At 70.6% G+C, this 13,296-nt stretch carries 7 protein-coding genes; all 7 read right to left on the reverse strand.

What is annotated here, in order from left to right; all coding sequences use genetic code 11:
• Window positions 1–3: 3 nt before the first annotated feature.
• The gene (locus ACX9TP_RS45590; protein WP_482976992.1) at window positions 4–4,089 is read right to left on the reverse strand and encodes a M4 family metallopeptidase; all 4,086 of its coding nucleotides are present in this window, start codon (window positions 4,087–4,089) and stop codon (window positions 4–6) included.
• A gap of 442 nt (window positions 4,090–4,531) precedes the next feature.
• A complete protein-coding gene (locus ACX9TP_RS45595; RefSeq protein WP_482976993.1) occupies window positions 4,532–5,680 on the reverse strand; it encodes an MbnH family di-heme enzyme in 1,149 nt (382 codons plus the stop codon).
• A gap of 13 nt (window positions 5,681–5,693) precedes the next feature.
• On the reverse strand, window positions 5,694–6,197 hold the full coding sequence (locus ACX9TP_RS45600; RefSeq protein WP_482976994.1) for a hypothetical protein: 504 nt from the start codon (window positions 6,195–6,197) through the stop codon (window positions 5,694–5,696).
• Between the two features lie 20 nt (window positions 6,198–6,217).
• On the reverse strand, window positions 6,218–7,066 hold the full coding sequence (locus tag ACX9TP_RS45605; RefSeq protein ID WP_482976995.1) for an MbnP family copper-binding protein: 849 nt from the start codon (window positions 7,064–7,066) through the stop codon (window positions 6,218–6,220).
• 680 nt (window positions 7,067–7,746) lie between these two features.
• Window positions 7,747–8,748 carry a hypothetical protein gene (locus ACX9TP_RS45610; protein ID WP_482976996.1) on the reverse strand — a complete coding sequence of 334 codons (1,002 nt, stop codon included), beginning with the start codon at window positions 8,746–8,748 and terminating at the stop codon, window positions 7,747–7,749.
• Window positions 8,749–8,951: 203 nt separating this feature from the next.
• A complete protein-coding gene (locus ACX9TP_RS45615; protein ID WP_482976997.1) occupies window positions 8,952–10,979 on the reverse strand; it encodes a sensor histidine kinase in 2,028 nt (675 codons plus the stop codon).
• A gap of 73 nt (window positions 10,980–11,052) precedes the next feature.
• On the reverse strand, window positions 11,053–13,275 hold the full coding sequence (locus ACX9TP_RS45620) for a DPP IV N-terminal domain-containing protein (protein WP_482976998.1): 2,223 nt from the start codon (window positions 13,273–13,275) through the stop codon (window positions 11,053–11,055).
• Window positions 13,276–13,296 lie beyond the last annotated feature (21 nt).

A 13,296-nucleotide genomic window follows, 5' to 3' on the forward strand; every position in this document is an offset into this window, starting at 1 on the left:
GGATTACCGTCCGAACTGGCTGACGAAGAGGGTGATGTCGTTGTCGTCCACGGAGCCGGCGCCATCGAGGTTGGTCTCCTCGGTGCCGTTGGAGCCGTAGGTCTGCGCGAGCAGGCCCATGTCCTCTCCGTCCACGACGCTGTCTCCGTTGATGTCTCCGGTGAAGACCTGAATGGTCGCCACGGCCTTCGCCGCGGGCACCACGACGCTCGCCGCCGTCACGTGGCAGAGGCCACGGACCGCGGGCGCGGCGTAGAGGCCCGTCGGGCTGACGGTGCCGCACACGCGGCCCTCCGCCACGGACCAGGACACCGAGGTGTTCACCGCGTTGGCCACGCTCGCCTGGAGCTGGGCCGTGCCGCCCACCGCCACCACGTGGCTCACGGCCGTGAGCTCCACCGTGACGGGCGCCAGCGTGAAGGTGGTCGTCGCCTTGGAGGAATGGCCGTACGCGTCGTACGCGATGGCCTCCAGGGTGTGCTCACCGGCCGCCAGGGGGATGGGGAACAGCGGCAGCGTGTACGGAGCCTCCGTGGCCGTCCCCTTGAGGGCGCCGTCCACGTAGAACTCCACGGACACGACGCCCGTGTCGTCGGTGGCCTCGGCCCGCAGGGTGTAGTTCTCGTACATGCCCTCCAGGCTGGCGGTGATGGTCGGCGGGCCCATGTCCTCCACCTCGGAGTTGTGGACCTCGAACTCCACCACGCGCTCCGTCACGTTGCCCGCCGAGTCCGTCGCCCGGGCCTTGAACTGGTGCGGGCCGTTGGACAGGCTCGTCGTGTTGAACGGCGCCGCGTAGATGCCCTGGACGTTCGTGAACGAAGTCACCGGGGCGTCGTCCACCAGGAACTCGAGGGAAGACGTCCAGACGTTGTCGCTCACGGAGGCCGTCAGCTGCACCGTCCCGTAGCTGCCCTCGACCGCCGCGGAGAGCGTGGGCTGCTGGACGTCCGCCTGGGTGGAGGTGACCAGGGTGACGTCGTCCAGGAAGAACTGGACGTCGCCGTCTTCAATCTGCATGGCCGCCGTCTGGTCCACGTCGAAGAACAGCTGCACCGTCTGGCCCTTGTACTGCGTCAGGTCGAAGCGGTGCTGGAAGTACGCCGCGTTGGTGTCATCCGCGTTGGAGAGCGTCTTCAGCGTCGCCAGCTCGGTGCCGGCGGAGTCCCGCACCTTCGCGCTGAAGGTGTGGTGCGCCTGCCCGTCGGTGAACCCGCCGTTGTAGATGCGCAGCCAGAAGCTGAAGATGGCCGAGGTCGCGGTCGCCGGAATCGCGACGGCCTGACGGACGGAGTGCCGCACCGGACCCGAGGTCCAGAAGATGTAGAAGCGGCTGCCCGTGTGCGCGAAGGCCGCGCTGGTGAAGATGCCCGTCGAGCCGGGCACCGTCGTCGCAATCGTCCAGCTCGAGGAGGACTCGAAGCCGGGGTTGAGCACGCCCTGGGTGGCGGTGGGGTCCACGTAGAACGTCACCGCGGGAGACTCACCCACGTTGCCGCCCGCGTCCGTGGCCCGGGCGACGAGCGTGTGCGCGCCGGCCGTCAGCGTGGAGAGGTTGACGACCCGGCTGAACGACCTGACCGAGCTGCCCAGGGACACGCCGTCGATGAGGAACTCCACCGCGTTGACGAAGCCGTTGTCGGACACCTCCGCGACGTAGCCCACGCGCGCGCCGGAGAAGACCACGTTGGCCGCCACCCGGGGCGTCTCGGCGTCCGCGGCGTGCGTGACGCGCAGCGCGAAGTCATCCAGCTGGAAGTTGGTGGGAATCGAGGCGTTCTCGTTGCCCTCCAGGAAGATGCGCACCGTCTGGCCCGCGTAGTCCGTCAGGTCCACGCTCTGCTGCACCCAGCCCAGCGTCGTGTCCAGGTTGGACCACGTCGCCAGCGTGCCCAGCACCGTGCCCGAGGTGTCGCGCACCTGCAGCACCAGCGTGTCGCGGACGGCGGTGGTCGTCGTCTCGGAGGTGGTGAGGTTGAGGAAGAAGGTCAGCGAGGCCTTGCTGACGCCGGCGGGAATGGCGACGTCCTGGTACAGCCTGTCGACGTGCGTCGTGCCCCAGCCGTTGAGCCACACGTAGCCCTGGCCGGAGTGCGTGCCGGAGGGGACGGGGAAGTTGATGTTCTCGGGGGGGTCGGCCACCCAGCCCTCGCCGTCCTTCTCGAAGCCCGGGTCGGAGAGCAGCTGCTCGAAGCTGTTGGCGACGGTGAAGCTCGCCGGGGTGGAGCGGGCGGAGTTGCCGGCCGAGTCGAAGGCCACCGCCTCCAGCTCGTGCGCGCCGTTGGACAGCTGGGTGACGTCCAGGGGCAGCACGAAGGGCTGCGCGGTGACGGTGCCCATCAGCGCGCCGTCGACGTACAGCTCCACGCGGGCCACGCCCACGTTGTCCTGGGCCTGCGCCTGCATCCGCAGGTTGGGGGCGCTGCCGGAGATGCTCGCGACGACGGTGGGCGCCGTGCGGTCATCGTACGTCTCGGCGGTGTAGCCCACGTTGATGGCCGCGAAGGCGTTCTGCACCGCGCGGTACTCGTTGGACTGGGTGCCGAAGAGGTCCGCGGCGGCCTTGAGGCTGGCCGTGCGGGCCGCCAGGTAGTTGGCCGAGGGGTACAGGTACGTGGTGAGGGCGCGGTACCAGATGGCGCCCGCCTTGTCGTTGCCGATGCCCGTCATGCCCTCCGGCAGGTAGGTGCTGGAGTAGTCGGTGCTGACAATCATCGGCTGCGCGCCGGCCGACAGGAAGAAGAAGGCGCGGTTCATCGGGCCGCTGCTGAAGTGCACGTCGATGCTGCTCAGGCCGGGGTACCAGGCATCCACGCTCAGGCCGTCCAGCGACGGGCGGTACATGACGCGCAGGGGGAAGACGTTGAGCTGCTCGGCGATGAGCCAGTTGGCGCGCGCGTCACCAATGGTGCTGCCGCGGCCGTTGGCCACCCAGAACTCCGTCAGGGCGCCGAAGATGTCGGAGCTGGACTCGTTGAGGCCGCCCGACTCGCCGTCGTAGATGAGGCCGGCGGTGTGCGAGGTGACGCCGTGGCTCATCTCGTGCGCCGTCACGTCCAGCACCGCCATGGACTTGAAGCCGTTCGGGTCCAGGGGGAACGAGCCGTCGCCGTAGCTCATGCAGAAGCAGCCGTCGCTCCAGAAGGCGTTGTCGTAGTAGTAGCTGGCGTGCACGCGGTTGTACGTGGGCGTGCCCCGGTCATCGATGCCGTCGCGGCCGAAAATCTTCTTGTAGAGGTCCCACGTCGCCAGCAGGCCGTAGTGCGCGTCGACGGCGGCCGTCTGGCCGTTGGCGTCCTGCGTGTCACCCTCGCCGCTGTAGTTCTGCCCGTCGCCCCAGTCGTTGTCGGCGTCGGTGTAGAGGACCAGCTCGGGAATCTCGCCGTCCTGCACCTCGGCATGGCCGACGTCATAGGTGCGGATGCCCTCGCCGCCGGTGCGCGTGGTGTCGCGCAGCTCGAAGTTGCCTTCCGCGTTCTGCCAGACGTCCAGCTTGACGTCGCCGCTGTACTGCGAGTGGCCCGTGCCCTGGGTGGCGATGGTCTGCAGCGAGTTCCACTTCTTCAGCACCTCGCCCGAGTGCGCGTCGACCATGAAGTCGGTGTGCTTGACGCCGTCCTTCGGGTTCTCCAGCTCGGTGTGGATGTGGTACGCGAGCTTGTAGCCGACGACTTCCTGCGTGAAGTCCGCCGCGTTCTGCTTCGCGGCCGGCTTGCCGGGGTACCGGTTCACGAGCTGGGTCTGCGGATAGACGACGAGCCTGGCGGTGGGCTTGACGCTGTACTTGCCCTTGGGCGCCAGCTCCTCGGTGGCGCGCGCGAGCGCGGACGCCGTGCTGAGCGTCGGCGTCACGCCCATGCGGATGCCCTTGCGCAGGCCGTCCGCGGTGAGGGGCAGCTCCTGGCCGAAGGCATCCCGGTGGGTGATGGCCATGGCGCCCCACACCGGCACGCCCTGGTACACCTGCTCGAAGCGAGCGTGTGTCTGACCAAAACGGTCCGTGTTGGCGCTGGTCAGCTTGAAGTCGTCCTTCGAGCTCAGGCCCAGCGTCAGACTCTGGGCTTTCAGGCTTGACAGGGATTGCGCCACACGGGCCGGCTCCTGGGCCCTGAGCTGCGCCAGCGAGGGCTGGGCAACGGGAGTGAGTTTCTCAGCCGCGAGGGATGAGCTCGCCGAGAACAGACCGGCGAGGAGCAGAGGCCACCGAGGCCACGGCTTGGACATGGAATTGACTCCGCCGTACTACGTCAGAGGGAACTCCCGTCGACGGCACCTTTGGGGGAGTGCCTTCTCCGGAAGGGCCACGCCAACAGTGGACGAGTCCATACAACCCCGGGACGTTCCGCCATCAGCGTAACTTTTGACGAGTATACACAGTCGAAAATCAGAAGAAATGGGGGTGGACCCTTAGGTCCGCGAATCGGCCACAGGAAAGACGCGGAGTGCTGACTTTTCGCGGAGAGTCCTGTGAGTCCCAGTGGGTGGGCGCGGCCCCAACGCGAAAGGTGGGGCCTGCGCCGTCCGGGGGGGGCTACTGCCAGGGATTGGAGAAGCGCGCGTCCTGGGTGAAGGCGGTGTCCGTGAGGCTTTGCAGGAAGGCCACCAGGTCGGCGCGTTCCTCGGCGGTGAGCGTGAAGGGGCGCACCAGCGGGTCCTTGTTGGGATTGGCGCGGCCGTCCCCGGCGAAGGGGCCCTGCGTCACATTGCGCCCGCCGGAGGTGTAGTGGTCGATGACGGCCTCCAGCGTGGGGATGCTGCCGTCGTGCATGTACGGCGCCGTCAGCTCCACGTTGCGCAGCGGCGGCACGCGGAAGCGGCCCTGGTCCCTGGCGTTGTGGGTGAACTCGAAGAGGCCCGGGTTGTCCGGCGGGTAGGCGCCGTTGCCGTCCACGTCGTAGAGGCCGGTGTTGAAGAACTGCCGCTCCGGCAGCCGCGAGTCCTTCGCGCGGAACGAGTTCGTCAGGTTGGTACCGCTGTGGCAGTGGTAGCACTCCGCCCGCTCGCCGAAGAACAGCTCCATGCCCCGCTTCGCGGAGCGGGACATCGCCGTGTCGTCGCCCTGCAGGTAGCGGTCATACGGCGAGCCGCCCGACAAGAGCGTGCGCTGGAAGGACGCCAGCGCCTGGACGATGGCGTCCTTGCCCACCGGGTCGGCCGCGTCCGGGAAGGCCGCGCGGAACAGCTCCGGGTAGCGCGCGTCGGCGCGCAGCCGCGCGAGCACCTCGTCCAGCCGGGGCGCCAGGCCCAGCTCGGTGGGCACCTCGTTGAAGAGGGGCACCAGGGCCTGCGCCTCCAGCGACTCCAGCTGGGGGTTGGCCCAGGTGTACGTGGACAGGTACGCCACGTTGGCCAGCCCCGGCGCGTTGCGCGGGACGTGGTCCCCCGTGGAGCCCACCGGCGTGGCCTTGCCGTCGGTGAAGGCGCGCTGCTGCTCGTGGCAGCTGGCGCAGGCCAGCGTGCCGTTGCCGGACAGGCGGGCGTCGTAGAAGAGGTGGCGGCCCAGCTGCACCTTCTCCTCGGACATGGGGTTGTCCTCGGGGACGAAGGGCTCGGGGAAGCCGGCCGGCAGCTTCCAGTCATACGTGGGCCCGGGCGGAGTCGGGGCCGGCGGCGGCTCGCCGCCGCAGCCCGCCGCCAGCAGCGCGCCCAGCACGGCGCTCACCTTCCATGCGCGGAACATCGTGGAGACTCCCTCAGTCCAGGTCGACGGGGTTGCTCCCCACGTGGCAGACGTTGCAGGCGCCCGACATGATGGGGAACGGCATGAAGTTGACGGACGCCGTGGCCCGGCTCGTCACCCGAGGATAGAGCGACTGGCCGGGGAAGGGCGCGGCCTCCGTCGTGTAGAAGTTGCCGCTCGCGTCCGCCTCCAGCGTCAGCACCACGGTGCCCGCGCCGTTGGGCGCGGTGGAGAGCGTCAGCGTGGCGTCCGGGTTGGGCTCGCGCCTCGAGGTGACGGCGGTGCCCGCCACGGAGAAGCGCCCCGGCGCGGTGCCGTTGGGCCCGTGGCAGGCCATGCAGTTGTTCCCCGCCTCGTGGCTGGTGCCGCCGCGCTGGCTCTTCAGCGACACGGCGTCCAGTTCCGGCGGGCGCTGCACGGTGGGCGGCGGCGAAGGGCCGTCACCGTCACCGGAGCCACAGCCGGCGGCCAGCGCCAGCAGCAGCGCGGCGGAGAGGCGGAAGGCAGGGACGGACATTGGTGGGGCGCTCCGGGCTTTCAGCGGACGCGGAAGAAGGTGTCGGGCCGGGACAGCGCGCTGCCGTCCACGGACAGGCCGACCTGCTTGAAGAAGGTCGCGCACTCCGGGTCCGCCGCGCTGGACATGCAGCCGGCCATCATGTCCGACGTCCCGTCCGGCACGCGCTCCACGTCCAGCTCCGAGTAGAGGCCGGCCGCGTCCAGCACCACGGTGCTGGAGTCCGGGTCGAAGCCGTCCAGCGTCACCGTGGCCTGGTTGTCGGAGGCGCAGGTGAAGCCCTCGGCCACCGAGCCCCGGCAGCCGGCCGCGCCCAGGTGGAAGTAGTAGCTGTCATTGGCGGCGGTGCGCACGTCCAGGCGCAGGAACTTGTAGCCGCCCTGCCAGCTCCACCACATGCCGGGCGCGTTGAGCGGCGCGGGCGCGGTGGCGCCGTCCAGGTGGTTCATGTCCGGGGGCAGGCCCACCTTGAACTCCAGGCCCGTGTAGTCGTCGTGCTCGGGCGCGGTGCCCACGACTTCGCGGCGCATCAGCGGGCTGCCGGTGTCACAGGTGCCGGTGCCGTCCTCGAAGTCCAGCAGGGCCAGGGTGTCGCGCTGCCACGTGCCGTCCTGCTCCAGCGCCAGCGCGTGCCGCTCGCCGTTGGCGCGCACCAGGGTGACGTCCCGGACGTACATCTTGAAGTCGAGCAGCTCGATGACGCCGCGCGAGGTGCCGATATCCGTGTAGCTCGTCCCGCACGTCAGGGGCTGCTCACGGACCTGCGGGCTGAAGCGTACCTGGTACGTCTTCTCCTTCTCGGCACAGCCCTGCAGCAGCAACAGGGACGGCAACAGCCACAGGCCTGCGGACTTCAGGACGGCATTCATTCAACGACCTCCACGAAGGGTGGGCGGGGGCCACCCTGACGACGGGATGGGTAGCAGAGGGGCCCGGCCCGGCCGCTGTGGCATGTTGTCGCGGCGCCCACCGTGTGTGTCGGGCCGGGCACGGCACGGCCCGGCGCCCACGGTGGGACACCCTCTGCGTCTGGGGTCGGGAACGTGGCGGCGTTCAGGACATATCGCCGGCCCTTACGTGAAGAAGCGGACGCGGCCCTGCCCTCCGGTGCGCTGGCCCTCGGGGGCGTCCGGCCCTACCCATCCCATTCTCTCGATTCCTGGAGGCTGACATGTCCGCGCGCACGCTGTCCCGTGTCCTGCCCCCGCTCGCCCTGGCGCGACTGAGCCTGGGACATGGGGGCAGCCACGGCGAGGGCGGCGGCGGCGGGGGCGGAGACTCCGAGGCGCCCCGCCATGACGCGGCGCACCCGCGGGCGTCCGGTGCGGGGGGGCCCTCCGAAGGAGGCCCCAGGGCCTCGGACTTCGGGAGCGCCTTCCCGCGGACGCACTGCCTGGCGTGTCACAGCGCCGGCGTGGCGGACTGGGCCCGCGAGGGCGCTCCTCCAGGCGTGGACTTCGACACTCCCGAGGCGGTGCGCCAGCGGGCGGAGGCCATCGACGCGCACGCGGCCGCGGGGCCTGCCTCGGTCAACACCGGGATGCCGCACTCACGGGGGGCAGACGCCGCAGTCGGCCTGGCAGCTCGCGGCGGTGTTGCTGGTGCCGCAGTGCTCGGAGAGCTGGCAGGTGCCGTCGCCGCAGGTGTAGATGTCCTGCGTGCGGATGCGGGTGGTGATGGGGCGGTAGACCTTCCCGTTGTACGTGCACGTCTTGTAGTAGTTGCGCGACGTGTCCAGCTGGCAGTACGTGCTGGCGGAGCCCACATGGCCGATGACCACGGCGCAGTCCGGGTCGCCGGCCCACTGGGACAGGCCGCACGCGCGCACCGTGCTCTGGTTGTACGAGAGGTAGTCCGCGTCGTTGCCCACGAAGAGCCCCTCGCCGTTGAAGAGGTTGCCGAAGAACACCGCCTCCGGCTGGTTGAAGGTGGTGAGCTCGTCGGTGCCGATGGGGATGGCCACCCCCGTCGCGTCGCGGCCCAGCACGGAGATGTTGAGGTGCACGCCGTACTTGTTCACGTGCGCGGCCAGGCAGCCGGACACCACCTGCTGCTCCGCCAGCGTCGCCGACGCGCCGCCCGCCCAGCCCGGCGCCAGCCCCAGCACGCCCGTCCACGTGTACGTGGTGCCTCCGTACGTGTACGTGAGCGACTGCCCCGAGCCCAGCGCGCACCGCGCGATGTACCGCATCACCTCGTCCGCCTTCGCGGGGTTCGTCCCGAACCAGGTGCTGAAGCCATTCGTGGACAGGCCGTTCGTCGACAGGCCGTTCGTGGACAGGCCGTTCGTGGACAGGCCGTTCGTGGACAGCCCGTTCGTCGACAGGCCGTTCGTGGACAGGCCGTTGGTGGACAGGCCGTTCTGGGACATCAGCCCGTCCGCGTGGGTGCCGAGGGACTCGCCTTCCAGCTCCATCCCCTGCTCGGCGGGGCCGCAGCCGATGGCCGCGACGCATAGCAGCACGGGCACCCAACCCCATCCGCGCGGATGGCGGCTCCGGCTGCGGGTGACCTCGGAGTGGGAAGAGGTCTGCGGGATGAGGTGGCGCATGGGACTGCCTCCGCGTTGGGGGTGACCGCGGTTCGTGCGGTCATGACAACCGGTAAGGCTTCCCGCGCGGACTGACAGGTGTCCCCACGTGCAGATCGACCAACTCGGTCCTGCGGCAAACACGTACTCCGTGCGCCGCATGACGCTCTGTCGTTGGACAGACGTACGGAAGACGCTCGCGTCTGGAATGACTCAGGTTTTATTCATGTATCGCGCGCCGCGTTCGAGGGCGCGCGCACCTGCCGTGCGTCACGCGGCAGTGACACGGTGAAGGTGGTGCCGTCGCGCTCGGACGAGCTCACGTGCACGCTGCCGCCATGGGCCTGGACAATCTCTCGCACGATGAACAGGCCGAGTCCCAAACCACCCCGACGCCGGCCCTTCTCGCGCGCAGTCGCGGCCTGACGGAAGGGGTCGAACAGCGTGGCGAGCTGCGGGGCGGGGATGGGCGAGCCGGGGTTGTGGACCTCCAGGACGAGCCAGGTGTCCTGCTCCTCGCAGCGCAGCATCACCGGGGCGTCCTGCGCGCCGTGCTCCAGCGCGTTGCCGACGAGGTTGCTCACCACCTGGGCCAGCCGGTCCGCGTCCCAGACGCCGTCGGCGCGGCCGTCCACGTCGAAGGCGATGTGGCGGTCCGGCCACGCGGCGGACAGCTCCTCCACCACCTGACGGCACAGGGTGGCGAGGTTGGCCGGCGCGAGGTTCAGGGGGATGCCGCCGGACAGCCGCGCGCGGGTGAGGTCGAGGATGTCTGAAATCATCGTCCCCATCCGCGCCGCGCTCGTTTCAATCCGCTGGGCCAGCTGCTGCTGGTTGGAATTGTGAGGGGTGCGACGCCGCATGGCCCGCGCGGACAGGGAGATGGCGTTGAGCGGGTTGCGCAAGTCATGGCCGAGGATGCCGATGAAGCGCTCGCGGAAGCGGGCCTCCTCGGACAGGCGCTCCAGGGCGCGGTGGCGCTCGGTGATGTCCATCATGGAGCCAATCATCCGCACCGGCCGGCCCGCCGCGTCGCGCGCGAGCACGCCCCGGTCCAGCACGTGGGCCCAGGAGCCGTCACCGCGCTGGAAGCGGTACTCGGCCTGCCACGCGGCGCCCGTGGAGGCCACGAAGGCGCGCAGCCCGGCGGCCACCGCGTCGCGCTCGTCGGGGTGCACGCGGGCCTGCCACCAGTCCAGCCCGTGGATGGAGGGCTGCTGGCCGTAGCCGAACCACTCCCCCGGGCTGGCCTCCCAGCGCACGGTGCCGGCGCCCAGCTCCCAGTCCCACAGCACGTCATGGGTGGCGCGCGCCGCCAGCCGGTAGCGCTCCTCCGCCTCGCGCAGCGTGGCCTCCGCCTGCTCGCGCTCGGTGCAGTCCATGACGACGCCCACCATGCGGTGCGCGCGCTCGCCGTCGCGCACGCCCTGCCCCACCGCCTCGTACCAGTGCGTGGCGCCGTCCGCGTGCCGGCAGCGGAACTTGAGGGTGTAGGGGCCGTCCGCCGCCAGCGCCTGTTCAATGGCGCGCGCCACGCGGGGCCGGTCCTCCACCACCACGCACGAGAGGAAGCCCGGCAGCGAGCTGCCCAGCGTGCCGGGGAGCTGCCCGAAGAAGGCGTCCGCCTCTTGCGACCAGGTGACGGCGCGGCGCGCCTCCGTCCACTCCCACGCCACCATGCGCGCGGTGGCCAGCGCCAGCCGCAGCAATTCCTCGCGGGCCCGCAGCGCGCTCGCGCCCTCCAGCGCGGCCTCCGCCTTGCGCCGCGCCTCGCGCTCGCGCTCCAGCGTCTCGCGCAGCGCCTGGGCGTCCTCCTCCACCGGGGGCAGGAGCCACAGCGAGAAGCCCTCGCCCTCCTTCACCGCCACCGCCTGGAAGCGCGCGTCCAGGCCCTCGCAGCGCACCCGCAGCGGGACGGACAGCGGCACGCCGGTGGCGCCCAGGCGCACGCAGTCCTCCACCTCCAGGCCGCTCACCCCGTCGGCGGGCCAGCGCGACAGGTGGGCGTCCAGCCCCCAGTCGCGCACCACGTCCCCGGCCGCCGCGTTGTACGACGTCCACTGGAAGTCGAGCACCTCCCCGGAGGGGCTCCGTACCGGCTCGAAGAAGAGGCAGGGCGCCGGGCTCCCGGCATGGGGCGTCCATGCCAGGGCGGACCCTGGGAGTGATGACAGACCCACCATCGGCGATTCCCCCAGCGCGCGCCGCCACACCCGCGGCACGAAGCATGCGGTGGAGGAAAAGAGTGCCATGTCCCCACCGGAGCGAGCCTGTCCCGGGGTACGGCCCCCCGGCCCAGTGCTCACCCGTGAGCACTTCGCGCGCTCAGCGGGCCGCCGTACCCGGCAGGGCGGACAGGGACTCCTTGAAGTGACGCATCACCCGCTCCCACATGCGCTGGTTGACGAGGGGGTCGCCCACCATGTGCGTGTGGCCGCTGAGGGGCAGCAACTCATGCGGCTTGCCGGCGCGGAACAGCGCGTCCGACAGCTTCAGCGTGTGGAAGAAGTAGACGTTGTCGTCCGCGGTGCCGTGGATGAGCAGCAGCCGGCCGATGGGCTTGTCCTGCTTCGCGTAGGTGAGCAGCGAGCTCTTCTCATAGGCCTCCGGGTGCTCGTCGGGCATGCCGAGGAGGCGCTCGGAGACGTGCGTGTCGTAGTCGCGCCAGTCCGCCACCAGCGCGCCGGCGACGGCGGCCCTGAAGACGTCCGGCCGCTCCATGGCGGCGAGCGCGCTGATGTAGCCGCCGTGGCTCCACCCGACGATGCCCGCGCGCCGCAGGTCCACCTCGGGCATCTCCGCCGCGAGCGCCTCGAGCGCGGCGACCTGGTCCTCCAGCGTCACCAGCCCCAGGTTGTACTTCACGGCGTGCAGCCACGCGCTGCCCCGCAGCGGGGTGCCGCGCCCGTCGAACTTCACGACGAGGAAGCCCTGGTCCGCCATCCACTGCGACATGAGGCTCTGCGCCATGCTCTGGTGGACGCTGGTGATGATGGCGCCGCCGTACACGTCGACGATGACGGGCAGCTTCACGCCGGGCTTGAAGTCGCGCGGGCGGACGATGGACGCCCAGAAGCGCTCCTTGCCCACCTGGCGGACCTCGAGGCGGGGCTGGAAGGGCGGCTCCTTCGCCACGGAGGGCAGCTCCCCCACGCGCGTGCCGTCCGCCTTCAGCACCAGGGCGCGACGCAGGCTCGTGGGCCCCTCGGTGAAGAGCACGGCGAGGTTGCCCTTCTCGCTCATGCGCGCGTGCTCCAGCGCCGGACCGCCCGACGTCACGCGCGTGGGTGCCCCGCCCTTCACCATGCGCCACAGGTAGCGCTCGGTGGGGTTGGGGCCGCCGAGGAAGTACACCGTGTCCTCCTGGGGGAGGTAGCGCACCAGGGCGCGGAAGCCGGCGTCCGGCTTCACCAGCGAGCGCACGAGCGCGCCGTCCGCGCCGCGCAGCTCCAGCTCCGGCGCGCCGTTGCGCTCGGTGAGCCAGAGAAAGCCGCTGCCGTCCGGGAGCCACTCGGGAAAGGGTGGGTGCAAGTCCAGCCACGCGTCGTCCTTCTCCGTGAGCAGCACGCGCGTGCGGCCCGTCTTCACGTCCACGGCGAGCACCTGCTCCTCGGTCTGCAGGCGGTTCTGCACCAGCAGCGTCAGCGGCCCCTTCGCCGGCCAGGCGACGGAGGCGAGGTACGGGTACTTCTTCGCGTCCCAGTCCACCCACGTCGTCCTGCCGCCCGTCACGGGCGTGAGGCCCAGACGCACCTTCGCGTTGGCCTTGCCCGCGCGCGGATAGGGGAAGCGCTGGGCGCCGCGCTCGGGGTGCATGACGTCGACGATGGTGAACTGCTCCACCTCGGAGGTGTCGGACTCGGCGTAGGCGATGAGCTTCGAGTCCGGGCTCCACCAGAAGCCGGAGAAGCGGCCCATCTCCTCCTGGGCGAGGAACTCGGCCAGGCCGTGCGTCTTCTCCGGCGTCCCGCCGCGCGTCACGCGGGACTCGGTGTTGGAGGCGAGGTCGACGCGGTAGACGTCGTTGTCGCGCACGTACGCGACCTGGCGGCCGTCGGGGGAGAACTGCGGGTCGATGGTGCCCGGGCCCGTCTTCAGCTCCGTCACCTTTCCGGAGGTGCGCTCGACGACGTAGAGGCGGCCGGACAGCGATAGACGGAGGCGCTCGCCGTCCTTGGACAGCGCGAAGGAGGCGAAGCCGGAGGCCACCATGCGCATGCGCTCGCGCCGGGCCTTCTCCTCGGAGGTGAGCGTCTCCTCGGCGCCCTTGAGGAGCGACTCCGGGGTGAGCACCTCGCGCGTCTGGCCCGTCGCCACGTCGAAGGCGAAGAGCGTCTGTGCGCCGGAGGGCGGTTGGCCCCGGAGGAAGAAGACGGTCTTCTCGTCGGGGGTGATGCTGCCGAAGCCGGGACGCCCGAGGTTGAAGTTGCGCGTCTCGGACAGCTGCCGGAGGAAGGAATCCTCCTTGGGGGCGGAGGGCGGCGCGGGCTTCGGCTGGGCCAGGACGGGAGCGCTCAGCAGGACGAGCGCCGCGAGGAGGTAGCGCATGCGGGGGTCGGCCCCCCCCGT

It is taken from the genome of Pyxidicoccus sp. M15, assembly GCF_056858435.1.